22 protein-coding genes are annotated in these 23306 nt (G+C 38.1%); all 22 read right to left on the reverse strand.

Translation table 11 applies throughout. The features are described from left to right. Positions 1-34: 34 nt before the first annotated feature. The 22 genes from pnp to BN988_RS03220 all read right to left on the reverse strand — a co-directional run bounded on the left by pnp (position 35) and on the right by BN988_RS03220 (position 23277). The gene (gene pnp / locus BN988_RS03115) at positions 35-2152 is read right to left on the reverse strand and encodes a polyribonucleotide nucleotidyltransferase (RefSeq protein WP_036573012.1); all 2118 of its coding nucleotides are present in this window, start codon (positions 2150-2152) and stop codon (positions 35-37) included. Positions 2153-2443: 291 nt separating this feature from the next. Further along, positions 2444-2713: a 30S ribosomal protein S15 gene (gene rpsO / locus BN988_RS03120; protein WP_036573013.1), complete on the reverse strand. Its 270-nt coding sequence runs from the start codon at positions 2711-2713 to the stop codon at positions 2444-2446. A gap of 145 nt (positions 2714-2858) precedes the next feature. Next, complete coding sequence (locus tag BN988_RS03125) at positions 2859-3797, reverse strand: bifunctional riboflavin kinase/FAD synthetase (protein ID WP_036573014.1); 939 nt, start codon at positions 3795-3797, stop codon at positions 2859-2861. Positions 3798-3813: 16 nt separating this feature from the next. Next, entirely contained in the window at positions 3814-4704 is an 891-nt protein-coding gene (gene truB / locus BN988_RS03130; protein ID WP_036573016.1) for a tRNA pseudouridine(55) synthase TruB, read from the reverse strand. A gap of 127 nt (positions 4705-4831) precedes the next feature. Beyond that, on the reverse strand, positions 4832-5173 hold the full coding sequence (gene rbfA, locus BN988_RS03135) for a 30S ribosome-binding factor RbfA (RefSeq protein WP_036573017.1): 342 nt from the start codon (positions 5171-5173) through the stop codon (positions 4832-4834). A gap of 78 nt (positions 5174-5251) precedes the next feature. Then, positions 5252-5530 (reverse strand): DUF503 domain-containing protein, encoded by a 279-nt coding sequence (locus BN988_RS03140; RefSeq protein ID WP_036573019.1) that lies wholly within the window; start codon positions 5528-5530, stop codon positions 5252-5254. Beyond that, positions 5527-7668 carry a translation initiation factor IF-2 gene (gene infB, locus BN988_RS03145; protein ID WP_036573021.1) on the reverse strand — a complete coding sequence of 714 codons (2142 nt, stop codon included), beginning with the start codon at positions 7666-7668 and terminating at the stop codon, positions 5527-5529. Before infB ends, BN988_RS03140 begins: the two co-directional genes overlap by 4 nt. 20 nt (positions 7669-7688) lie before the next feature. Next, positions 7689-8000, reverse strand: a complete 312-nt coding sequence (locus tag BN988_RS03150; RefSeq protein WP_036573023.1) for a YlxQ family RNA-binding protein — start codon at positions 7998-8000, stop codon at positions 7689-7691. Next, positions 7993-8271 (reverse strand): RNase P modulator RnpM, encoded by a 279-nt coding sequence (rnpM, locus tag BN988_RS03155; RefSeq protein ID WP_036573025.1) that lies wholly within the window; start codon positions 8269-8271, stop codon positions 7993-7995. The genes BN988_RS03150 and rnpM overlap by 8 nt, the downstream gene beginning before the upstream one ends. A gap of 11 nt (positions 8272-8282) precedes the next feature. After that, positions 8283-9380 (reverse strand): transcription termination factor NusA, encoded by a 1098-nt coding sequence (gene nusA / locus BN988_RS03160; RefSeq protein ID WP_036573026.1) that lies wholly within the window; start codon positions 9378-9380, stop codon positions 8283-8285. A 15-nt stretch (positions 9381-9395) separates the two neighbouring features. Beyond that, complete coding sequence (gene rimP / locus BN988_RS03165; protein WP_036573029.1) at positions 9396-9866, reverse strand: ribosome maturation factor RimP; 471 nt, start codon at positions 9864-9866, stop codon at positions 9396-9398. A gap of 299 nt (positions 9867-10165) precedes the next feature. Next, positions 10166-11017, reverse strand: a complete 852-nt coding sequence (locus BN988_RS03170) for an STAS domain-containing protein (RefSeq protein WP_036573031.1) — start codon at positions 11015-11017, stop codon at positions 10166-10168. A gap of 176 nt (positions 11018-11193) precedes the next feature. Beyond that, positions 11194-15483: a PolC-type DNA polymerase III gene (locus tag BN988_RS03175; protein WP_036573033.1), complete on the reverse strand. Its 4290-nt coding sequence runs from the start codon at positions 15481-15483 to the stop codon at positions 11194-11196. A gap of 299 nt (positions 15484-15782) precedes the next feature. Then, complete coding sequence (gene rseP / locus BN988_RS03180) at positions 15783-17054, reverse strand: RIP metalloprotease RseP (RefSeq protein WP_036573035.1); 1272 nt, start codon at positions 17052-17054, stop codon at positions 15783-15785. Positions 17055-17166: 112 nt separating this feature from the next. Next, positions 17167-17973 carry a phosphatidate cytidylyltransferase gene (locus BN988_RS03185; protein ID WP_036573036.1) on the reverse strand — a complete coding sequence of 269 codons (807 nt, stop codon included), beginning with the start codon at positions 17971-17973 and terminating at the stop codon, positions 17167-17169. 14 nt (positions 17974-17987) lie between these two features. Beyond that, positions 17988-18752 carry an isoprenyl transferase gene (locus BN988_RS03190; RefSeq protein WP_036573037.1) on the reverse strand — a complete coding sequence of 255 codons (765 nt, stop codon included), beginning with the start codon at positions 18750-18752 and terminating at the stop codon, positions 17988-17990. 414 nt (positions 18753-19166) lie between these two features. Then, positions 19167-19715, reverse strand: coding sequence for a ribosome recycling factor (gene frr / locus BN988_RS03195; RefSeq protein WP_036573038.1), 549 nt, complete (start codon positions 19713-19715; stop codon positions 19167-19169). A gap of 2 nt (positions 19716-19717) precedes the next feature. Then, the gene (gene pyrH / locus BN988_RS03200) at positions 19718-20440 is read right to left on the reverse strand and encodes a UMP kinase (protein WP_036573039.1); all 723 of its coding nucleotides are present in this window, start codon (positions 20438-20440) and stop codon (positions 19718-19720) included. 153 nt (positions 20441-20593) lie between these two features. Beyond that, positions 20594-21478: a translation elongation factor Ts gene (gene tsf, locus BN988_RS03205; protein ID WP_036573040.1), complete on the reverse strand. Its 885-nt coding sequence runs from the start codon at positions 21476-21478 to the stop codon at positions 20594-20596. Positions 21479-21579: 101 nt separating this feature from the next. Beyond that, positions 21580-22326, reverse strand: coding sequence for a 30S ribosomal protein S2 (gene rpsB / locus BN988_RS03210; protein WP_036573041.1), 747 nt, complete (start codon positions 22324-22326; stop codon positions 21580-21582). Between the two features lie 179 nt (positions 22327-22505). Further along, positions 22506-22961, reverse strand: a complete 456-nt coding sequence (locus BN988_RS03215) for a DUF6115 domain-containing protein (RefSeq protein ID WP_036573042.1) — start codon at positions 22959-22961, stop codon at positions 22506-22508. Between the two features lie 19 nt (positions 22962-22980). Next, positions 22981-23277: a hypothetical protein gene (locus BN988_RS03220; protein ID WP_036573043.1), complete on the reverse strand. Its 297-nt coding sequence runs from the start codon at positions 23275-23277 to the stop codon at positions 22981-22983. Positions 23278-23306 lie beyond the last annotated feature (29 nt).

Consider the following 23306-nt stretch of genomic DNA (forward strand, 5'->3'; position numbering starts at 1 on the left):
TAAAAACAGCCATCCTAAAACAGGCACTATTCAATTAAGAATTTGCTTTTTCCTGTCTTTCTTTTTCCTCTTTTAATACTGCTTTTCGGGAAAGATTTACTCTGCCTTGGTTATCAACTTCCTTAACCTTAACCATGATCTCATCCCCAATTGATACAACGTCTTCCACTTTATTAGTACGTTCCTCAGCCAATTCAGAAATATGAACTAGTCCATCTTTTCCTTTAAACAATTCAACAAACGCACCGAACTTTTCAATACGTTTAACTGTACCAAGATACATTTGCCCAACCTCTACTTCTCTCACAAGGTCTTCGATGATCTTTTTAGCTTTTTCATTCATCTTGGCATCTGTTGATGATATAAACACACTTCCGTCTTGTTCTATATCAATTTTTACACCAGTTTCATCAATGATTTGATTTATTTGCTTACCACTTGGCCCAATAACATCACGGATCTTATCTGGATTAATGGACATCGTAAGGATTTTCGGTGCATATTCAGATAATTCTTCTTTTGGCTCCTTAATCGTAGCAAGCATAGAATCAAGAATTTGCATTCTTCCTTTTTTCGCCTGGTTAAGTGCTTCTTCAAGAATCTCTCTTGATAAGCCATCAATTTTAATATCCATTTGTAAGGCCGTTACGCCTTTAGATGTACCGGCTACTTTAAAGTCCATATCCCCAAGTGCATCTTCCATGCCTTGAATATCTGTTAGGATGGAATAATCCTCACCAGATTTAACAAGTCCCATTGCGATTCCTGCTACAGGTGCCTTGATTGGTACACCAGCTGCCATCATTGCAAGTGTGCTTGCACAAATACTTGCCTGTGAAGTAGAACCGTTTGATTCCAAGACTTCTGAAACAAGGCGGATGGTATAAGGAAAGTCCTTATCAGATGGGATAACCTTTTCTAATGCACGTTCTCCTAATGCACCATGGCCAATCTCTCTTCGACCTGGCCCTCTTATAGGACCTGTTTCTCCCACACTATATTGAGGGAAATTGTAATGATGCATAAACCGTTTAGACTCTTCTAAATCAAGCCCGTCCAAGATTTGCACATCACCAAGGGCTCCCAATGTACATACGCTTAGTGCTTGTGTTTGCCCACGTGTAAATAATCCTGAGCCATGTGTTCTTGGTAATACATTAATCCTTGAAGACAATGGACGAATTTCATCTATCTTTCGGCCATCCGGGCGTACTTTTTCCTTCGTGATTAATCTGCGGACTTCCGCTTTAACCATTTTATCTAGCACAGATTTAACCTGTTTCAAAATGTCAGCATCTTCCTCATTTTCATAGGACGCAAGAACATCCTCTTTCACCTTACTAATAGCATCTTCTCTAGCATGCTTTTCTTTTACTTGAATAGCTGCTATAAGGCTTTCTGAAGCTTCTGCTTCTATCTTCTTAGAAAGTTCTTCATCTAATTCAAAAAGCTTCACTTCAGACTTTTCTTGTCCTACCGCTTTTACGATCTCTTCTTGGAATTCAACTAGACGAATAATTTCTTTATGACCAAACATGATAGCTTCAAGCATAACTTCTTCAGGTACTTCATCTGCTCCTGCTTCCACCATGTTAATTGCATCTTTTGTTCCAGCAACCGTTAGTTCAATATCGCTTTTTTCTTCTTGTTCAATGGTTGGATTGATAATAAATTCGCCGTCAACTCGGCCAACGTTTACGCCGGCAATCGGCTCTGCAAACGGAATGTCAGAGATGCTTAACGCAATGGAAGAACCGATCATAGCAGCAATTTCTGAAGGACAATCTTGGTCAACACTCATAACTGTGCTAATAACCTGAACTTCGTTTCGGAAACCGTCAGGAAATAAAGGTCGAATCGGACGGTCAATAAGACGTGAGGAAAGGATTGCTTTTTCACTTGGACGTCCCTCTCTTTTAATAAACCCTCCCGGTATTTTCCCAACTGCATAAAGACGTTCTTCATAGTTTACGGTTAATGGGAAAAATGGCAGATCTTTCGGTTCCTTTGAAGCTGTCGCAACAGACAAAACAGATGTATCGCCATAATGCATCATGGCAGCACCGTTCGCTTGCTTTGCTAATTCTCCGATTTCAACGGTGAATTTTTTACCTGCAATTTCTGTAGAAAATATTTGCTTCTCTTCTGGCATTTGTAGTACTCCTTTCAATGAAATCAAGCTCCATATGAGCTTTTGCAGCTTAGTTAATATTCATCACGGCACTTATAGCAAACAAAATGCTAGCCGTTATAAAAAACACTCCAATTATTATATTATAGTTTATAAGCAGGAATGTAAATTTTATGTAGAAAAATCTTGTCATAATATAGTAGCTTCTTTCTTCATTCATGTAAAAACCACTCATTTTTCATCAATATCTAAGGTTTAAATGAAAAATTTTTACTTATAAAAAAAGCAGGATTTCTCCTGCTTTTTGAATAATTATCGGCGTAAGCCAAGTTTTTTAATTAATTCACGATAGCGGGTAACATCTTTATTACGTAAGTAGTTAAGTAAATTACGACGTTTACCAACCATTTTCAAAAGACCTCTACGTGAGTGGTGATCTTTTTTGTGAACACGAAGATGTTCATTTAGAGTTGTGATTTCTTCCGTTAGTACAGCGATTTGTACTTCTGGAGAACCAGTGTCACTTTCATGAACCTTGTATTCACTAATAATTTCATTCTTACGTTCCTGTGTGATTGCCATATGGCGCACCTCCTGTAATTGTATTGAATCCCCATTCCCCTAGCAGTCGTCGGAGTTACGAATTGCCAAGCGATGGTTTTACGTTGTTAATACTACATGTTTTTATTTAAAAATGCAAGTAAAAGATAGTTAGAAGCAAGGTCGCTTATGAATTAAAGTACTTTCTGACTTTCTTTTCATCCTCCGCAATTTCGCTCACTAATTCTTCTACCCCGGAAAACTTCTTTTCTTCCCGAATAAAGGTATACCACTGTACTCTCAACTCTTCTTCATACAAATCATTGTTATAATCAAAAATGTTTACTTCCAGAACCGGTTCTACCAATTGGTCCGTAAAGGTTGGTTTGAAACCTAAACTAGCCATCCCTTCATAAACTTCATTTTTATAAAGAACTTTTACTGCATAGACGCCGACCTTGGGCAACAACGTTTCATCGCTCACCGCGATATTTGCTGTTGGATAGCCAATGGTTCTGCCACGTTGTTCCCCTTTAACTACAAATCCTGTAACAGATAACGGTCTTCCAAGTAATCTTGCTGCCTCGTCCATATCTCCTGCCTCTAGCAAATTACGAATTTTAGTGGAGCTAACCTTTTCTCCGTCTATTACTACTTTATCCACTTGCGTTACGGTAAACGCACCGGCCGCATGCTCTTGTATGGTTTGCATGTTTCCTTTTCCTTTGTGTCCATAAGAAAAGTCAAAGCCTGCTACCATATGTTTGATATGTAGCCCTTTTAGGAAATGATCCACAAACACTTGAGGAGTCAAGGATGCAAGCTCTTGATTAAACTGAATAATGTAAAGTCTATCCACCTCAAGCTTTTGCAGAATTTCTTGTTTTTCTCGAATTGGAGTAAGATATTTCACGTGTTGCACATCTTTTTTTAAAACAACAGAGGGGTGGGGATGAAAGGTAATTACTGCACTTTCCATCCCTCTTTCCTTTGCTTCTCTTACAGCTGTTTGAATGACTTTCTGATGCCCTTTATGTATTCCATCAAAAAAGCCGATGGCCGTAACCGTTTCAGGTAGTTCGTTCAACACCATAGAATGTGGATATGTTAATTCAAATGTTCTCATATTCCTCACCTGCACTTTATCCGTTAAAAACACGAACGGGTTTTATTTCCATTGGTTTATCCGGATGGGTTTGATATATTGCCAATAATTCTTGGTTAAACATCATTACAAATGGCTCTCTCATTATTTTATCAGGTTTTGAGAGTTTTTGCCCGTTTCGTACTTTCATCGCTGTTTGTTCATCAACATGATAATAGTCCAGATGCTCTAGCCCTCTTTGAGCAGCCAATAATACAGATTCTGGATGCGAGTCCTTTAGTTTTTCTTCAATTTGTTCAAATGTCACGGTTTCTTCCTTAGAGAAAGAAGCAACCTGTGTTCTTTCAAGATGCGCCATATGAGCCGGGTATCCTAATTTTTTTCCAATATCCACACAAAGCGTGCGAATATAGGTTCCTTTTGAGCATACAACTTCAAAGGAAATACTTTTCCTCTCCTCACATGACGAAATCTTTGAAATAGAGAAAACTTCAACCTGGCGTGTTGGTCTTTCCACCACTTGATTTTCCCTTGCATACTCATACAGTTTTTTTCCTTTAACTTTTACTGCAGAGTACATTGGTGGAACTTGGGTGATGATACCAGTAAACGCTTTTAGCACTTCATCAATCTGACCTTCAGTTGGAAATACAGTAACAGGTTTCTCTTCTATTATACTGCCATACGCATCTTCTGTTTCTGTAGAGACACCAAGTTTAAGCTCTGCAACATACGTCTTTCTTGTATTAGTTAGAAAGGGGACGATTTTCGTTGCCTGTCCAACACATATTGGTAAAACACCTTCTACCTCAGGGTCTAACGTACCAGTGTGACCTACTTTTTTGGTTTGTAATAATTTACGAAGCTTAAATACACAATCATGAGAAGTCATTCCCTTTGGTTTCCATAATGGCAAAATTCCATTCATTTTTTCACCTCCAATATATACATTAAACATACAGAAAGGTTTCATTGCTCTATTTTAAGCACTAAAGTTTTCTACGCACATGGAAAAAATCTGACTCGCAAAAAAGGAGTCAGATTATCCACCAAGCTTATTTGTTTAAATCACGTAGTATTGTTTCAATTCTATTTCCATATTCAAGTGCTTCATCAAATTCAAACAAGAGCTCAGGTGTTTTGCGAAGGCGAATTCGCTGTCCTATTTCGGAACGAATAAATCCTTTCGCTTTAGCAAGTCCCAATAGTGTGTCTTGTTTTTGATGTTCATCACCTAATACAGAGATAAACACTTTTGCTTGTTGTAAATCTCCTGTGACTTCAACATCTGTAACCGTAACAAATCCAACTCTAGGGTCTTTTATTTTTCGTGTTAAGATTTCTCCAAGCTCTTTTTTCATTTGTTCAGCAATGCGGTTTGCTCTTAATTCTGCCAACTTATTCACCTCTTTAAGAAAGCTTCGTGCTTCAATTAGAAAACTACATTCACTCGTCTTATCATCTTACAATGAAGCTTACATCCGTTCAACCGTTGTTTGTGTTCTTTCAAGTTCAACGAACGCATCAATAACCTTCATCACTTCTTGCATAACCTTTTCCGAGTGAACGTAATCATTAGAAATGGTTACAATGCCAAGCTTTGTTCGTTGCCATAGATCGTGGTAATCAAGCTCTGTTACCGCTACATTAAAGGTGTTCTGAAGCTTTGCGAGCAACCTTTTGAGCACAGACCTTTTTTGCTTAAGCGAATGCCCGTCGTACAACATACACTCTACTTCAGCATAAACGATCATTTGCGTTCTATTTCTTCCATTACATATGCTTCAATAATATCGCCTTCTTTAATATCATTGAAGTTCTTTATTGTAATACCACATTCGTAGTTTTGTGCTACTTCTTTCACATCGTCTTTAAAACGTTTTAATGCGTCAATTTCTCCTTCGAAATGAACAACACCATCGCGAATTAACCTAATACCGGCATCTCTTGTAATTTTGCCTTCTGTTACGTAGCTTCCAGCAATCGTACCAATTTTTGATACTTTAAAGGTTTCACGAACTTCTGCTTGACCCGTTACTTTTTCTTCATATTCTGGGTCGAGCATTCCCTTCATAGCAGCTTCTACTTCTTCAATAGCTTTATAAATCACACGATGTAGACGTACATCCACTTTTTCAGATTCTGCAGCTTTTTTAGCATTCGCATCAGGTCTTACGTTAAACCCAATAACAATAGCGTTTGAAGCTGAGGCTAAAATAATGTCAGATTCTGTGATTGCTCCAACACCAGTGTGAATGATCTTAATATTTACGCCTTCAACCTCAATTTTTTGTAAGGAGGAAGCTAATGCTCCAGCAGAGCCTTGTACATCTGCTTTAATAATAATATTAATTTCTTTCATTTCCCCTTGCTTGATTTGTTCAAACAAGTCATCCAAACTAACTTTAGTTTGTTCACTTCTGTTTTCCTGGATTTGTTTTTGTTGACGGGCTTCACCAATTTGTCGCGCTTTTTTCTCATCAGTAAATACAAGGAATTGGTCTCCAGCTTGTGGTACTTCATTTAAACCAGTAATCTCCACAGGAGTTGATGGTCCGGCTTCATTTACTCGTTGTCCAAGATCATTTACCATTGCACGAACACGTCCATGAGTATTTCCAACTACGAGTGAATCCCCTACATGTAGCATACCATTTTGTACGAGTAATGTTGCAACAGAGCCACGCCCTTTATCAAGCTGTGCATCAATTACAGTACCAAATGCATTCGCTTTAGGGTTGGCTTTTAATTCTTCTATTTCAGATACAAGAACAATCATTTCTAACAAGTCGTCGATACCTTCATTTTTAATTGCAGAAAGGTTTACAAAGATCGTGCTGCCGCCCCAATCTTCCGGGATTAATTCATATTCGGTTAATTCTTGCATAACGCGATCCGGATTGGCGCCTTCTTTATCCATTTTGTTAACTGCAATAATGATTGGTACTTCAGCTGCTTTTGCATGATTGATTGCTTCCACAGTTTGTGGCATTACACCATCGTCTGCAGCCACCACTAAAATAGCAATATCCGTAACTTGAGCTCCTCTTGAACGCATACTTGTGAAGGCAGCGTGACCAGGAGTGTCGAGGAATGTGATTTTCTTCCCATCATTTTCTACTTGGTATGCACCAATATGCTGAGTAATTCCACCAGCTTCACCAGCTGTAACTTTTGTATGACGGATCGCATCAAGCAAAGTGGTTTTCCCATGGTCTACGTGTCCCATGATCGTAACAACTGCAGGACGTTCTACAAGATCAGCTTCGGAGTCTTCTTCAAGGTATTTATCGAAGTCAGTATCTTCTAAGATGATTTCTTTTTCAACTTGCACGTCAAACTCAGCACAAATTAATTCAATTGCATCATCATCTAGATCCTGGTTCTTTGTTGCCATAACACCTAGGAACATTAATTTCTTAATAATCTCGGAAGCATCTTTGTTTAATTTAGCAGCAAGATCACTTACAGTAAGAGTTTCACTATAAGTAATATGTTTTGGTGTTTCTTTTACCACAGGTTGTTTAGGGGCTTGCTGATTCCCTCTTTTATTCCCTTTTTGTTTCTTATTATGCGGATTTGAATTTCCAGTGTTTCGCTGTTGATTGGAATTCGGTTTATTTTTCCCTTTATTGCCTTGATTATGATTCATTTTGGCTCCTGATGTATTCGAATTCGTATTTTGCGCTCCAGTATTGGCAGATGTCTGATTTGGTTTATCAGAAGTCTTAGGTTTGGAGTTAAACTTTTCATCCAGCTTACTAACGGTATCAGCTGAAATAGTAGACATGTGGTTAGACACTTCTACCTTAATTTCTTCTAAATAATTGATTACATCTTTACTAGGTTTATTTATCTTTTTTGCATATTCATATACACGCATTTTACTCATACGTTCACCCCCGAATTTAATTACCCGAGTAACGACTGTATTTTAGTAGCAAATCCTGCATCTAAAATAGCAACAGCTACTCTTTGGGATTTTCCAATAGCTTGTGATAGTGTCTCTCTATCATCTACTATTTCATATGGAACATTATATGATTTGCACTTGTCTGTGAGCTTTTTCTTCGTTTGTGGTCCTATGTCGCTAGCCAACAGAATAAGCTTTGCTCTATTTTGCCGAATATCCTTCACAATTGCCTCTTCTCCCAGTGAAATCTTTCGAGCACGGTAGGCAAGCCCAATCATATTTAAGTAAGAATTATTGTTATTATTAGTCATGTTTTTTACCCTCAACCAGTTTTATTAAATCCTCATAAATTGAGGAATCTACTTCTGTGTTCAACTGGCGACTTAAAACATTGGTTTTCTCAGCTTGGCGGATGATTTCAAGATCTCTAGTTAAATAAGCTCCGCGGCCATTCTTCTTTCCTGTTTCATCTACAAATACCTCGCCATCCTTATTACGAACAACGCGGATAAGCCGTTTCTTTGGTTTCATTTCATTGGTTACAACACATTTTCGCTCAGGTACTTTTCTTTTTTGCACCATTGGACAGCCCCCTACTCGAACAAGTCTTCCTCAGTGTCTGGTAGAACTTCTTCCTGCTCTATTAATAAGCCCTCTTCTCTCGCTTCAGATTCACTCTTAATATCAATCTTCCAGCCAGTAAGCTTAGCAGCAAGACGAGCATTCTGACCACGTTTCCCAATAGCTAAGGACAACTGGTAGTCCGGTACAATGACGGTGGTAGCTTTTTCTTCCTCATTAACAAGCACATCTACTACTTTCGAAGGGCTTAGCGCATTGGATACATATACCACCGGATCTTCTGACCACTCTACCACGTCAATTTTTTCGCCTTTGAGCTCATTAACAATCGCTTGGACACGCTGTCCTTTTTGCCCAACACATGATCCTACTGGGTCTATGTCTGGGTCTGGGGCATGAACAGAGATTTTAGAACGATCACCTGCTTCGCGGGCTACGGACTTAATTTCTACGATGCCTTCATATATTTCTGGCACTTCCATTTCAAACAAACGCTTTAGAAGGCCAGGGTGAGACCTCGAAATATATATTTGCGGTCCCTTGCTCGTATTTTCTACTTTGGTTACAAATACTTTTAAACGGTCATGAACGTAGTATTCTTCTGTTGGCATTTGCTCTGCTTCAGCTAATTTCGCCTCAATTTTACCAAGGTTTACATACACAAAGCGTGGATCTTTACGTTGAATGATCCCTGTCATAACATCTTCTTCACGGTCAGCATATTCGGAAAAAATAACTCCGCGTTCTGCTTCTCTAACACGTTGTGTTACGACTTGCTTTGCTGCTTGTGCTGCGATTCGGCCAAAGTCTTTTGGTGTCACCTCAACTTCCACAACATCTTCAAGTACGTAATTAGGATCAATCTTTTTTGCTTCTTCAAGCGAAATCTCTTCTTGATTGTCTTCTACTTCCTCGACAACTATCTTCCTCGAGAATACACCCATTTTTCCCGTTGCTTCATTAAGTTCCACACGGACATTCGTCGCAGATTTAAAATTCTTTTTATATGCTGAGATCAAGGCCGCCTCTAATGCCTCTAGAAGAATATCCTTATCGATCCCTTTATCTTTTGCCAAATAATCAATCGCGTCAAACAACTGATTGCTCACGTTCTTTTCCCCCTTCTAAAACATTACAGCAAGACGTGCTTTTGCTATTTTATCGTATGGTAGTTCTACTTGTTTTTTTCTTGTTTTCTCTTTGTACTCTATGGTTAAGAGATCGTTATCAAAGCTTTTTAGAATACCTTCATATTCCTTCTCGCCTTCAATCGGCTCGTAAAGTTTCACAAAGATATTGTTGTTAACATTATTTTTAAAGTCTTCTTGTGTCTTTAATGGCCGCTCCACCCCAGGGGAAGATACTTCTAGAAAATACGCTTCCTTTATTGGATCCGTATTATCCAATTTCTCACTTAATTCTTCGGAAACCTCACCACATTCCGTGATATCTACACCGCCTGGTTTATCAATATACACACGTAGAAACCAATTCTTTCCTTCTTTAACGTATTCAACATCAACAAGTTCCAGGTTTTTAGGTTCCAAAATCGGCCGCAATAATTCCTCTGTTGTTTTGATTACTTGAGAACTCAACATTCATCCTCCTTTATTCAGTTGTTTTGCTGCCTGTCAGCTAATAGCTGTCTTTCTGATAGTATGAACCATCATACTACTTTTCATTTGATCATTCTGTAAATCAATAGAAAACCCCTGCCGAATTCTGTGGCAAGGGGAAGTTTACGCGAAGTTGAAAAGAAGTATGAAGAAAGAGTGGGCGTTTACCCACTCTTTTAACCGTTCGTATCAATACTTACCAAAAAATAGTATATCATAAAGGGAAACCTATTGCAAGATAGTGGGTACGTTAGTAATATAACCGTAATTACTTCCTCTTAAACGAAAATTCTTTCGTCATTATCTTTATTGGAAAAAAGCTCAAGTGCCTGTTGTAAATTCCCTGTCGTTCTTACTTTATTTCCAAAAGAAACATCAAACGCTACAATTTCTCTAACTATATCAGGTCGCAACCCAGTAATAATTGTTTGGCATCCCATCATGGATACACCATCAAGTAGTTTTAGAAAATGATGAATCGCTTCTTTGTCCATTTCTGCAATTCCTGAAAGGTCTAAAAGCAATTTCCCTACATGGTTCTTGCCAATTTCTACGAGAACTTTTTCTTCGATAATTCCAGCTCGATAAGTATCAATGGTGCCAATTAAAGGTAATATGCTTATGTTATTGGAGATTGGAATAATCGGTACAGATAAGTTTTCAACGAGTTTTCGTTCCTTTTCCAGTAATTCATCCTTGTAATCAGAATAGGAAATAAAGAAGCCTTGAAAGAACTCGTCAATCAACTTATTAATTTTAATGACCATTTCATAAGAATTCTCTGTAATTCTCTTCATATTATGGGCTTGCTCATATTCATACAAGAAGCTCCAAAAAGCTTTTCTTATAGCTTTAACCCATTCAAGTTTAAACGAGAGTGTAAGAGAGGTTTTTGCCCAGGCAACCCCCTCTTTTTTGGCGAAATTTATCACTTCTTGCTCCTTATTATTCACAATCATGAGAATCAAATTATAGGCATTATCCACCAAGTGGATGCCGCCAACCACTTTTATCTCCTCTAATTTTTCTATATCAATGGATGCTTCACTAAGTAAAAGGGCTTCAAGTTCTTTTCTTTTTTCTATAATAAAGCTTTCTAATGCATTTTTATCATTGAAAATATAACTCATACAGCTGCATCTCCTTCAAGTCTCTTATAGTATAAGTAATGTGTAAATTCATTGAATATTCTGTACCGATTATAACACAATATCTAACACCACAAAAAAGAAATAGGCAGTGGCCTACTTCCTTTTTGTGGAAAACACACAGTTCACTTATCTGTAATTTCCCCATTTTTTAGTTATTAAAACAATGATAATTGATTTTTTTCTGCCATACCCTCAAGACAACCATGGTTATCCAAATATTCTAGTACTGTTTTAGAAATTTTACTTCTTTCACGTAAATCTTCTTTAGAAAGGAATTCCCCTTCTTCTCTAGCTTTTACTATATTAAGAGCAGCGTTTGTCCCTAGTCCATCTACCGCGTTAAATGGAGGTAATAACGAATCGCCATCGACAATAAACTCTGTGGCACTTGACTTATAAAGATCAACCTTATTTAAATGAAAACCTCGTTCACACATTTCTAATGATATCTCCAACACGGTTAGAAGACTTTTTTCTTTGGGCGGTGCTTCATTTCCTTTTGCAGTAATTGAATCAATACGCTGTTTTATCGCAGCGGGCCCTTTGATCATCGTATCTAATTCAAAGTCGTCAGCCCTAACAGTAAAATAAGCTGCATAAAAGAAGATTGGGTGATGAACTTTAAAGTAAGCAATTCGGACAGCCATTAATACATAGGCTGCTGCGTGAGCTTTAGGAAACATGTATTTTATTTTTTTACATGAGTCAATATACCAATCCGGCACACCATGCTTTTTCATTTCTGTAATCCATTCATCTTGAAGTCCTTTTCCTTTTCGGACAAACTCCATGATTTTAAATGCTAAAGAGGCTTCCAAGCCTTTATGCATTAAATAAACCATAATATCGTCACGACAACCAATTACATCTGGGAGCTCGCATATCCCATCATTAATCAGTTCTTGCGCATTACCCAACCAAACGTCTGTGCCGTGTGAAAGACCAGATATTATAACAAGTTCAGCAAATGTGCTCGGTTTTGTGTCCTCAAGCATCTGTCTAACAAACTTCGTCCCAAATTCAGGGACTCCTAATGTTCCTGTTTTACAATAGATTTGTTCCGGAGTAACACCTAACGATTCTGTACCAGAGAATATTTTCATCACATCTGGATCATCTGTGGGAATTGTTTTAGGGTCAATCCCACTTAAATCCTGGAGCATCCGTATTACCGTCGGATCATCGTGACCGAGAATATCAAGTTTTAGTAAATTGTCATGAATAGAATGGAAGTCAAAATGCGTTGTTCTCCACTCACTTTTCCGGTCATCTGCTGGAAATTGTATCGGTGTAAAGTCAAAGATTTCTTTATCATCTGGCACAACAATAATGCCACCGGGATGTTGACCAGTCGTACGTTTAACTCCAGTTGTTCCCTGTACTAACCTATCTACCTCAGCATTCTTATATACAAGCTGTTTATCTGAAGCATATCCTTTCACATATCCATAGGCTGTTTTTTCGGCTATCGTGCCAATAGTACCTGCTCGGTAAACATTATCAACACCGAATAATTCTTTTGTATAGTTGTGTGCTTGTGGCTGATATGCCCCTGAGAAATTCAAGTCAATATCGGGAACCTTATCCCCTTTGAAACCTAAGAATGTTTCAAACGGTATATCTTGTCCATCTTTCGTAAGAGGTATATTACAATGCGGACAATCTTTGTCTGCAAGATCAAACCCGCTCCCCACTGACCCATCTGTAATGAACTCATTATGATGGCATTCTAAGCATACATAATGAGGTGGGAGTGGATTCACTTCCGTAATTTCCGTCATAGTTGCAACAAAGGAAGAGCCTACTGAACCACGAGAACCAACAAGATAGCCGTCATCGAGAGACTTTTTCACAAGCTTGTGGGAAATGAGGTAAATAACCGCAAAACCATGCCCAATAATACTTTCCAACTCTTTCTCAAGTCGATCGGTAACAATTTTGGGTACTGGCTCGCCATATATTTTCTTTGCCCTGTTATAGCAAAGGTCACGCATCTCTTGATCAGCACCTTCGATCGTAGGTGTGAAGAGGCCATCTTTAACAGGTGAAATTTCTTCCATCTCATCCGCTATTTTATTTGTGTTATCAACAACTATTTCGTTTGCCTTTTCTTCACCAAGAAAGTGAAATGCTTTAATCATTTCAGTTGTAGTGCGGAAAGGTGTTTCAGGCAGTGTTTGACGATTTAGCGGATTTCCTGCTTGAGCGGCTATTAAAATTTGGCGATAGACTTTATCATGATCATCCAAATAATGGACATTCCCTGTAGCTACGACAGTTTTACCCAAACGGTCTCCCATCTCAACAAGTTTCTTAATTATATCTAGAATCTGGGCTTCATTTTGGACAAGATCTTTTTCTATTAAATGTGCATAGTTTGCAGGTGGCTGTACTTCAATGTAATCGTAAAATTCTGCCACACTCTCTGCTTCTTCAGCAGATTTCTGCATCATCGTTTCAAAAACTTCCCCTTTATCACATGCAGACCCTATGAGTAACCCCTCTCGATATTTTTTCAAAAGAGATCTCGGTATACGAGGCACCCGGTAAAAATAGTCAATATGAGCATGAGAGACAAGTTTGTAGATATTCTTTAAACCTACTTCGTTTTTTGCCATTATGGTGCAGTGAAAAGGTCGCGAGCGCTGATATGCATTTCCTTCTCCCATATGGTTATTCAGATGAAGATGATTTGCAATTTCTTTTTCCAAAAGCTTTTGCACTAACTTCCATAACAAATAGCCTGTGGCTTCAGCATCGTAAATTGCTCTATGGTGTTGAGTCAATTCAATATCTAAATGCTTACACAAGGTATTCAGCCGATGGTTTTTTAGTTCTGGGAATAAAAATCTTGCAAGTTCTAACGTATCCATTACAGCATTCTGAGCTTTTGGATAATCTATTTTTTGAAAGCCTTGATTTAAAAAGCCCATATCAAAGCTTGCATTATGAGCAACCAAAATATCATTTCCCATCCACTTATGGAAATCTTGAAGAACAGTGGATATTTCTGGGGCATCCTTTACCATGTCATCCGTAATCCCAGTCAAGTCTGTGGTTGTTTGAGACAAGGGATGGTGAGGATTTGCAAAGGATTCAAATCTGTCGATAATTTCCCCATTGTGTATCTTTACTGCAGCGAGTTCGATGATGGAGTCATATACTGCAGACAAACCTGTCGTCTCCACGTCAAATACAATATAATTGGCAGTCGCAAGATCAATATCTTGTTCATTATAGGCAATGGGAACTCCGTCATCTACGAGATTTGCTTCAACACCATACAAAACTTTTATACCATGTTTCTGACCAGCAGCATGTGCATCAGGGAAGCCTTGAACACCAGCATGATCGGTAATGGCCACTGCTCTATGTCCCCACTTTGCAGCTTGGGCAATTAAGTTACCTGGTGAAACAACAGCATCCATTTGACTCATCGTGCTATGTGCGTGCAGCTCTACCCTTCTGCTATCTTCGGGTGCCTCATCCATACGAGTCGCTACTTTTATCTCTTGAATGTCATTTGCCATCATAGCAAGCTCGTTGGTGTACATATCCGTTTGAATACTACCACGCGCCTTGACCCACATTCCTTTTTTTACTGTATCGAACTTATCAGCATCCTCATCACCTTTTGAGAACATTTTAATTTGTAAGGAATCAGTGTAATCTGTTGCTTTAATAATGAGTAGACTTCTACCAGAGCGAAGCTTGCGTATATCAACATCAAAAATATAGCCCTGGATGGTAACACGTCGTTCTTCATCCTGGATTTCCTGCATTTGAAGAGGTTCATCCTGTATCTTATAACCTAATGTTAGTGGACGGTTGTCCTGCTGTATTTTCTGGGTATCTCTTTTCTCTTTTTCCTGGACAGTCTTAAGAACAAGCTTCTGATCCTCTAAGGCTTTCTGCTCTTTAAATTTCTTCAATGCAGCTTCTTCGGCTTTGACTTCCGTTTCAATGGGATAATATCGTATTCCAGCCTTTAAGCAAAACTCTTTAAAGTCTTGGTCAAGGCGTTTTTTTAGCGCAGAACCTTCTGCTTCATTTCTTACAGTTAACATAATCTTATTATTGTAAACTTGCGGCGTTTGCTCATGGATTAGATCTTTATAAGCAGGAGATATGTCTGTTTTGCTACCAACAAACTGTTTCCAGTATCCTGTAATTGTCTCTTCATCACAGTTGTTGTCTCCCGTTAAAATGGTTAATTCTGTTGTAGCTACATGTTCAAAAGTATCCTTTAATTTACCAACCAAGAGTTGATAAACCTGCAACGGCAGAACACGTTCAACAAAAATATGAAAATGCCATTTTTTCGTTTTCTTATATATCTCAAGTTTTTCTAAATAACTTTCATTAAAAAAGGCTTCTACATCTTCTCCAGCTATTTGCAGCTGTTTTAAGAGTAAACGCAATTTTTCTTTTTTTGTTAAGTCCATCGTATATCCCCCTGTTACAGCTGTGCTTCATTTTTACTCCTGAACATATTTTACCAAAAATACGAGGTAAAATCAGCGAGAACCTTTGTCAATTTAAAGACAAAGGTTCTCTCCTTTTGTTACATTAGTATTTGCTTTATAAAAGAATTAGAATGTATTTTACTACGTTCAACGTAAACTCCATTTAGTAATCATATAACCTTCGAAAGTAGAATAGCATCCTTTCCGTGAGCAGCTGGTGAGCTTCATTGCAAGAACACTGCAGGGAGTCACCTATGATTATAATAGTAAATTTACCTTTATAAAAATAGTCGTTGGATATCGTTCCATGTTACGACGATCATTAGTAGCATGAGTAGTGCAAAACCGACGAAGTGAAAGATACCTTCTTTTTCGGGAGCAATTGGTTTGCCACGGATCGCTTCAATTCCTACAAATAATAGTCGACCACCATCAAGTGCCGGAAGTGGAACGAGATTAACAATACCAAGATTAATACTTAAGATTGCTGTCCATAGAAGAAAGTTCATAAACCCAGTTTGAACTACCTGATCTGTAGCATCATAAATTCCAACAGGACCCGACAGCATGTCAATGGGAACCTGCCCGGTAACGAGCATAGCAAGATTCGTTAAGATTAATTTTGTTGTGTCATAGGTTTGGGTGAAACCATATTTTAGTGTACCAAGTACTGATTTTTCATAGGCCAGGTTTACACCTAATTGGCCAATTGTTTCTTGACCATCTACTCCCTCAACTTCTACTGCGTTAGGCGTTACAGTTAGTGGAAGCTGTTCACCATTACGTTCTATGACAATATCCAGTTCCTGTCCAGGATTTTCTCTAACAATTGACGTAAACTCGTCCCAAGAAGATACCGACGTATCTCCTATTTGGATCACTTCATCATTCTCTTGTAGTCCTGCTGTTTCAGCTGGGCTATCTTCGAGAATTTTACCCATTTTAGCTTCATCAACAGGTGCCCCTTGGATGAGACCAAGAATGAAGAAAATTACCATTGCTAAAATAAAGTTCATCATAGGGCCAGCAAACAATTGCATTGCCCGTTTTCCAATACTCTTAGAAGCAAATTGGCGGTCGTATGGTGCAATTTGTGTCTCTTTTTCTTCCATAACAAAGAATGCTTTACGGTCTACTTCAAAGTGTAGTTTTTCATCATGCTCATCTGGCTCATAACCCTCGATAACCAAACGGTGATCCAAGTCTGCGTGTTCTATCTCGACAATCCTCGCATGGGGATGCTTAGACTTATTATCCACGATAATACGGTTTACTTTTCCTTGCTCGTTAAATTCAAGTCCAACATGGTAGCCTGGTTTTAAATCAATTATCTCTGGGTCTTCTCCTGCTACACGCACATAACCGCCAACCGGTAATAGACGTATTGTATATACTGTCTCATTGCGGGTAAAGGCAAAGATCTTTGGACCGAAACCAATAGCAAATTCTCGTGCCAACATGCCAGCACGTTTTGCAAATATGAGGTGGCCCCATTCATGTATAAATACGAGTAGCCCAAACATGAAGATAAATGCGATAACTGTGTTCAATAAAAACACCTTCCTTTAACCCGATACCAATAGTTGATATTCAGGAGATTGCCATTATTTAGATGGGTGACTTTTTTAGTATACGATGGCCGAGTCATAAATATTTCTAAAATTACACAAAGCCTATGAAATGCAGGACTGGTAAAACAAATAACATACTGTCAAAACGATCTAAGATACCGCCATGACCAGGCAGTATGTCGCCCGAGTCTTTCACACCATAATGTCGCTTGAACGCGGATTCTACAAGATCCCCAATTTGACCAAAAATAGAGGCTAGTACTGTCACCAGTACCATTACTAACATAGAATGATGTTGAATTGGACTAAACACATGGAATATAACTGCCACAATACATGCGAGTATTACACCACCAATAGCCCCTTCGACTGTCTTATTCGGACTGATCTTTGGCCAAAGTTTTTTCTTTCCAAATGCTCGTCCGAAAAAATATGCTCCTGTATCTGTTGCCCAAATAACAAGGAACACATACACAATCGTAGCCAGCCCATCATCTATATAATTTCTTGTTTCAATAAGGAACGAGAAACCCATTCCTACATAAATAGTCGAAAGTAAAATAAAACCTGCATGGTCGAAAGAAAATCTATTCTTTACAAGCACTGTGTAGGATAATAAAAGCAATACGACTAACATAATAACATCTGATTTATGGAAAAATGCTTCTGGTATAGAAATAAAGTCAAATCCAGCAGAAGGGAGCATGAGCATCCAAAGTAATAGTATTCCCAACGCTGAAGATACAGAATACTTCCCAATTTCTCTCATTCGCATTAGCTCAATTAAGCCTATTGTAGCCATGATATATACAAGTAATTCGAATGGTAATCCACCAAAGATTACAAATGGGACAAAGATAATAAGTGCGACAATTGCTGTCAGTATTCTTTGTTTCATAACGCTATAATCACCTAAATTCCTCCGTAGCGGCGCTTACGCTGCTGATATTCATGCAGTGCTTCAACGAAAACATCCTCGCTAAAGTCAGGCCAAAGCACGTCAGTAAACCAAAATTCTGTATAGGCCAATTGCCAAAGCAGAAAGTTACTCAATCTTTGCTCTCCACTTGTACGGATTAATAAATCCGGATCGCTTAATCCTTCTGTATACAAGTAATTGGAGAAAGCTTTTTCATCCAATGAATCAAGCGTAATCTTCGAGCAATCGATATCTGTCATGATTTGCTTAACTGCCTGCATGATTTCATACCTACTACCATAGTTTAATGCAAAATTTAATAATAATCCATCATTATTCTTTGTTTTGTCCTTTGCATACTGTACTGCTTTCTTTGTATGGGCTGGGAGTGCATCGAAATCTCCAATTGTTTCTATTCGTACATTTTTCTCCATTAGTTCTGGAAGGTAAATATGTAGGAATTCCTTTGGTAGTTTCATTAAAAAATCTATTTCTGATTTCGGTCTTTTCCAGTTTTCTGTGGAAAATGCATATAATGTGAGAACTTTAACGTTATAGTTACTCGCAGCACGTACAACTTTCATTACGGCATTTACGCCTTCCTTATGGCCCGCAATCCGTGGGAGTGACCGTTTTTTGGCCCACCTGCCATTCCCATCCATTATGATGGCAACATGGTTCGGAATATTTTCTATATCTTTATGTTCTTTATGATCATCTATTTGTTTCGTTTTAAAAAAAGGAAGTTTCATTGACATCTTATGTCCTCCGAATGCAATTGATTATCCATACCCTCACGCACATAATATATGTGTATGCGTGAATCAATACATTCTATTCAGTATAGGTGGTATGAATTATCATTATATCATTAAAAGCCAAGAGAATTATATCGGAATAAAGGAATACATTATGTATTTTTTAAATTAAATCCTTCATTCTAATTCGTCTCATACTTCTTTTTAGTTTTTATTTATAATTCTTTTCTATTCGTTTACTGGTGTTCACTTAACTAGCAGTGAGCCTCCCCTTCACTATATCATGATTTTGACAGATATGATATGATACGGGGACTACTTCTAGATATGATCCAGCATAACAGTTGAAAGAAAAGAAAAGCCCCCTTATAAGAAGAGGGCTATTACAACTTATTGAACAGAAAAGGGTATGAGTTAAACTTCCGTAATTTCTTTCTCTTTATCCTTTGCAAGTTGATCAATACGAGCAATGTGCTGGTCTGTTTCTTTTTGTACATCGTCCTGTGCAGCTCGCACATCATCTTCTGTTAGATCATCTGACTTTTTCAGTTGATCGTTAGCATCTCTACGGATATTGCGAATTTGAACACGGGACTCTTCCGCATATTTTCCAACAACTTTAATTAAGTCTTTTCGACGTTCTTCCGTCAAAGCAGGAATATTGATACGAATAACATTTCCATCATTAGATGGGGATAATCCTAAATCTGCTTTTTGGATTGCTCTTTCTACTTCTTGGATCGCTGATTTATCATATGGTGTAATAACAAGCAATCTAGCTTCTGGTGCATTAACTGAAGCGAGTTGATTTAATGGAGTGGAAGCACCATAATAATCAACATAAACGTTATCCAGAATCCCTGGATTAGCTCTACCTGCACGGACAGTTGCCAAACTTTTTGAAAAAGCCTGTACTGCCTGTGACATTTTATCCTTCATATCTTTCATAATTGACTCTGACATTTTTATTTCCCCCTTATTGTTGTACCAATGTTTTCACCTTGGACAACGCGTTTTATGTTGCCTTCTTCTGTGATTGAGAAGACAATTAGTGGAATATCATTATCCATACAAAGAGTTGAAGCAGTTGAATCCATTACACCTAAGCCTTCATTTAGCATTTCCATATAGGACAGTTGCTCATACTTCTCAGCATTTTTATTTAATTTCGGATCATCTGTGTAGACACCGTCAACATTATTTTTGGCCATTAGAATTACTTCTGCTTCGATTTCTGCAGCTCGTAACGCGGCTGTTGTGTCTGTAGAGAAATACGGGTTACCAGTACCAGCCGCAAAGATCACAACTCGCTTTTTCTCTAAATGGCGAATGGCTTTTCTTCTTATGTACGGCTCTGCAACTTGACGCATTTCAATGGAAGTCTGTACTCTTGTCGGAATACCAATGTTTTCCAATCCGTCTTGCAATGCCAGTGAGTTCATGATGGTAGCAAGCATTCCCATGTAGTCTGCTGTTGCTCGATCCATTCCCATTTCACTACCGACTTTTCCTCGCCAGATGTTTCCACCGCCAACAACGATCGCTATTTCTACATCTAGTGCTGAAATTTCTTTAACTTGCTCAGCGACGGATTTTATTATCTTTGGTTCAAGGCCATAACCCTGTTCTCCACTTAAAGCTTCTCCGCTTAACTTTAGTACAATTCTTCGGTAACGAGCTGTTGTCATAATAACCTCCATGAATAAATAAGATTTTATAGGGTTTCTACCACTAATAGGTCTTTGTTTTGCTTTTTTGTTGCACATATAAACAACAGAAGCAAAAGAAGAGTAAAGTAATTTGGAGAAATAGGGAACAACGAGTGCTCCCTATGTGGTTTATTATTTTTTAATTTGGCTCATTACTTCATCAGCAAAGTTTTCTTCGCGTTTTTCCATTCCTTCTCCAACTTCATAACGGATGAAAGTTTGAACAGTAGCACCTTTATCAGCTACAATTTTCTTCACTTTTTGGTCTGGATCTTTAACGAAGCTTTGTTCTAGAAGACAAATTTCTTCAAAGAATTTACCAAGACGGCCTTCTACCATTTTTTCAACAATATTAGCAGGTTTTCCTTCGTTTAACGCTTGTGTTTTTAATACTTCGCGCTCATGATTTACTTCTTCTTCAGATACAGCATCACGAGATACATAACGAGGGTTAACTGCAGCTACGTGCATTGCAACATCTTTTGCAAGATCTTCGTCTGTTGTACCTTCAAGTAAAGCAAGTACACCAATACGTCCACCCATGTGTAGGTATGAACCAAATGCATCATTATCTGTTTTAGTTAAAACTGTAAAACGACGTAAAGAGATTTTTTCTCCAATTGTAGCAACAGTAGAGTTGATATATGTTTCTACTGTATCGCCATTTCCATGAAGTTCTTGTTGAAGTGCTTCTTCAACAGTTTCTGGCTTCTGGTTAACGATATGTTTACCAAGTTCAGCTAACAAATTTTTGAATTGATCATTTTTAGTAACGAAATCTGTTTCACAGTTTACTTCAAGTAGTACAGCACTATTGTCTACAACTTCGATGTAAGTAGATCCTTCTGCAGCAATACGATCTGCCTTTTTAGCAGCTTTAGAAATACCTTTTTCACGAAGATAGTCTACCGCTTTATCAATATCGCCTTCAGTCTCTTGAAGTGCTTTTTTACAATCCATCATTCCTGCACCTGTTTTTTCGCGTAGTTCTTTAACCATTTTTGCAGTAATTGCCATTATAATTCCTCCTTGGATTAAGTCATTTTCTAGGTTTTTTGCTTTAAAAAAGGGTGATAAAAGGCTCTTATCCTCTTATCACCCTCACCTTTTACTTGAATTTACTCTTGATTTGATTCAGGAGCAGTCACTGCTTCTTCTTCAGCCTGCACTTCTTCTGTTTCTTCGCCTTGTTTCACTTCCAAAATAGCATCTGCCATTTTAGATGTCAAAAGTTTCACTGCACGAATAGCATCATCGTTTGCAGGAATGACATAATCGATTTCGTCTGGATCACAGTTAGTATCAACGATTCCGATAATCGGAATGTTTAACTTGTGAGCTTCTGCGATAGCGATGCGCTCTTTACGTGGGTCGATAACGAACAATGCATCAGGCAATTTAGTCATTTCTTTAATTCCACCAAGGAATTTTACTAGACGTTCTTTTTCTTTTAAAAGGTTTACTACTTCTTTTTTAGGTAGTACTTCAAAAGTACCATCTTCTTCCATACGCTCAATGTCTTTAAGACGGTTGATACGTTTACGGATTGTTTGGAAGTTAGTAAGTGTTCCACCCAACCAGCGCTGGTTTACATAAAACATACCAGAACGAGTTGCTTCGTCACGGACAGAGTCCTGTGCTTGTTTTTTTGTACCAACGAAAAGTACAGTCCCGCCATTTGACGCGATTTCCTTCACGTAATTGTACGCTTCATCAACCTTTTTAACTGTTTTTTGTAGGTCAATGATGTAGATGCCGTTACGTTCTGTAAAGATGTATTTTTTCATCTTTGGATTCCAACGGCGAGTCTGATGTCCGAAATGTACACCAGCTTCAAGTAGTTGCTTCATAGAAATTGCTGACATAATATCTTCCTCCTAAGGTTTTATTCCTCCGTTCAGGTCATTTTTATATAGAGACTGTTATACAGCACCCACTATACAAATCACGGAACGTGCGTGTTTTCGTACCTCGTTCATTAATATATGAACATAGTATTTACACCAAAAGTTAATATATCATACCGTTCGCCTCTAAGCAAGTATTATTCACCATTTTTTGCATACAATTTTATAATAAGCTCAACTTCTGTCTTGCCGCAGTCCAATTGCTTTGCGATTTCGGTATTGCTTTTTCCCCTATGGTGCAATTGGAGTATCCTACTTTGCAAGGATGCTTCCACTTGATCTTCCTCAATTGGAACTGGTGGAGTATACGATGAATTCTCTTGTTCACTGTAATCATAGTTTGCTTGAGAACGAATGGGTTCATAAGCAACTCCCTTAGGTACAGAAGTTACCTTATCTTCTTCGCTACTTATTGCTTCCTGTAATCGATTATTTTCCTCTTTTATTTCTTGTAGGTATGTTTCCAATAATGTGACTAGCTCTTCTGTTTGTGTATCAAACTTTGGCTGGGATCTTTGCCTAAATAGCTGGAATATAATGGTGAGTGTCACGAGATGTAATAAAAAACTGATAATCAGTAAAAAAGATTCCATATAATTATAATTCTCCCTACTATCCGTTGAAATCTATCCTCTTTCCTAAAAAAGGGTGGTCATTCTTGCTTATAGACCGCAGTTCCTGCTCTTTCTCATTCGGTTCGGAGCTATTAGTACGTTTTTCTTCCTTTTTAATTTTCTCCGCGTTTTCAGACTTATTCACCTGTTTTCGCTTTTCCAATTGTTGTTTTAACTGCACTCCAGCTAAGGACTCTTGAAAATGCTGGTTCTGTTTCATTTGTTGTTCTTGCATTTTACCTGCATCCTGTGTTCTTGGCAAGGCTACCTGCATTTCTATAGAACGCCAACTCATAACCACACTTCCCTTTTTGGGAAAATTCC

It is taken from the genome of Oceanobacillus picturae, from assembly GCF_000612865.1.
In the GTDB taxonomy this organism is placed as follows: Bacteria; Bacillota; Bacilli; order Bacillales; family Amphibacillaceae; genus Oceanobacillus_B; species Oceanobacillus_B jordanicus.

What these genes read in the sequence shown, in the direction of transcription:
- rpsB (WP_036573041.1), bottom strand. Translation starts at nt 22,326, where the DNA reads ATGTCAGCAATTTCTATGAAGCAACTACTTGAAGCTGGTGTACATTTC.
- BN988_RS03140 (WP_036573019.1), bottom strand. Translation starts at nt 5,530, where the DNA reads ATGATCGTTTATGCTGAAGTAGAGTGTATGTTGTACGACGGGCATTCG.
- BN988_RS03190 (WP_036573037.1), bottom strand. Translation starts at nt 18,752, where the DNA reads ATGTCAATGAAACTTCCTTTTTTTAAAACGAAACAAATAGATGATCAT.
- BN988_RS03185 (WP_036573036.1), bottom strand. Translation starts at nt 17,973, where the DNA reads ATGAAACAAAGAATACTGACAGCAATTGTCGCACTTATTATCTTTGTC.
- BN988_RS03175 (WP_036573033.1), bottom strand. Translation starts at nt 15,483, where the DNA reads ATGGACTTAACAAAAAAAGAAAAATTGCGTTTACTCTTAAAACAGCTG.
- pyrH (WP_036573039.1), bottom strand. Translation starts at nt 20,440, where the DNA reads ATGACAACAGCTCGTTACCGAAGAATTGTACTAAAGTTAAGCGGAGAA.
- truB (WP_036573016.1), bottom strand. Translation starts at nt 4,704, where the DNA reads ATGAATGGAATTTTGCCATTATGGAAACCAAAGGGAATGACTTCTCAT.
- rpsO (WP_036573013.1), bottom strand. Translation starts at nt 2,713, where the DNA reads ATGGCAATCACACAGGAACGTAAGAATGAAATTATTAGTGAATACAAG.
- infB (WP_036573021.1), bottom strand. Translation starts at nt 7,668, where the DNA reads ATGAGTAAAATGCGTGTATATGAATATGCAAAAAAGATAAATAAACCT.
- BN988_RS03170 (WP_036573031.1), bottom strand. Translation starts at nt 11,017, where the DNA reads ATGAGTTATATTTTCAATGATAAAAATGCATTAGAAAGCTTTATTATA.
- BN988_RS03215 (WP_036573042.1), bottom strand. Translation starts at nt 22,961, where the DNA reads ATGGAATCTTTTTTACTGATTATCAGTTTTTTATTACATCTCGTGACA.
- BN988_RS03150 (WP_036573023.1), bottom strand. Translation starts at nt 8,000, where the DNA reads ATGACTAATAATAACAATAATTCTTACTTAAATATGATTGGGCTTGCC.
- BN988_RS03220 (WP_036573043.1), bottom strand. Translation starts at nt 23,277, where the DNA reads ATGAGTTGGCGTTCTATAGAAATGCAGGTAGCCTTGCCAAGAACACAG.
- frr (WP_036573038.1), bottom strand. Translation starts at nt 19,715, where the DNA reads ATGTCAGAGTCAATTATGAAAGATATGAAGGATAAAATGTCACAGGCA.
- pnp (WP_036573012.1), bottom strand. Translation starts at nt 2,152, where the DNA reads ATGCCAGAAGAGAAGCAAATATTTTCTACAGAAATTGCAGGTAAAAAA.
- rnpM (WP_036573025.1), bottom strand. Translation starts at nt 8,271, where the DNA reads ATGGTGCAAAAAAGAAAAGTACCTGAGCGAAAATGTGTTGTAACCAAT.
- BN988_RS03125 (WP_036573014.1), bottom strand. Translation starts at nt 3,797, where the DNA reads ATGAGAACATTTGAATTAACATATCCACATTCTATGGTGTTGAACGAA.
- tsf (WP_036573040.1), bottom strand. Translation starts at nt 21,478, where the DNA reads ATGGCAATTACTGCAAAAATGGTTAAAGAACTACGCGAAAAAACAGGT.